This is a genomic window from Neorhizobium descurainiae (genome assembly GCF_051400715.1).
In the GTDB taxonomy this organism is placed as follows: Bacteria; Pseudomonadota; Alphaproteobacteria; order Rhizobiales; family Rhizobiaceae; genus Neorhizobium.
This window is the reverse complement of sequence record NZ_JBLFFK010000096.1, coordinates 1-672: the sequence shown is the minus strand read 5'-3', so window position 1 is coordinate 672 and position 672 is coordinate 1. Positions and strand designations below refer to the sequence as shown.

Sequence of the window (672 nt, the reverse complement as noted above, 5' to 3'; positions counted from 1 at the left end):
GTAAGCGGTGTTTTGCACCCACCTTCCGGATCACGGCGTGATTGACGATGTTGAGCCCGAATGAGGGCTTGGACATATGTCGATTTCAGAGCTTACGCTTACATCCAGCGATAAAGAGCCGGTGCGCCGGTTTGAGGTTTTCACGGGAAGCGGCCGACGGCGGGAGTGGAGCGACGAGCGCAAGGCGCAGATCGTCGCCGAGAGTTATGAGCCGGGCGTGACGGTTTGCGCAGTGGCGCGGCGTCATGGCTTGACCCCGCAGCAAGTGTTCACGTGGCGTCGGCTCGCCCGCAAGCCGCTCGAGGCTGTGCCGGTCGTCGAGGTCGTTCCGATGTTTGCGCCAGCGGTCCTTGACGTGCCTACGAAGCCTGAAGCGAAAGAGCCGGAACCGGCGCGTGCCTCGAGAAAGAAGTCGAGCAGCGGCGCAATCGAATTGGAGATCGGCGGGGCGATCGTCAGGATCGCCTCCGGTGCGGACGCCGCCACGATTGCCGCGGTGATACAGGCCGTGAAGGCGCAGTCGTGATCGGGCCTTCCGGAGCGGTGAAGGTCATGGTCGCCACCCGACCTGTCGACTTCCGCAAAGGTGCGGAGGGCCTGGCGGCGCTGGTCAAGACCGAGATGGGTGCCGACCCGTTCTCCGGCACGATCTACGTGTTCCGAGCCAAGCGC

Annotated in this window: 2 protein-coding genes; both read left to right on the top strand. The window is 64.0% G+C overall.

Annotation, left to right across the window (positions count from 1 at the left end):
* Positions 1-76 precede the first annotated feature (76 nt).
* Positions 77-526 (top strand): IS66-like element accessory protein TnpA, encoded by a 450-nt coding sequence (gene tnpA / locus ACMGE0_RS33595; RefSeq protein ID WP_436820178.1) that lies wholly within the window; start codon positions 77-79, stop codon positions 524-526.
* A partial coding sequence (gene tnpB / locus ACMGE0_RS33590) for an IS66 family insertion sequence element accessory protein TnpB (protein WP_436820179.1) occupies positions 523-672 on the top strand: 150 nt, incomplete at its 3' end. The genes tnpA and tnpB, both read left to right, overlap by 4 nt.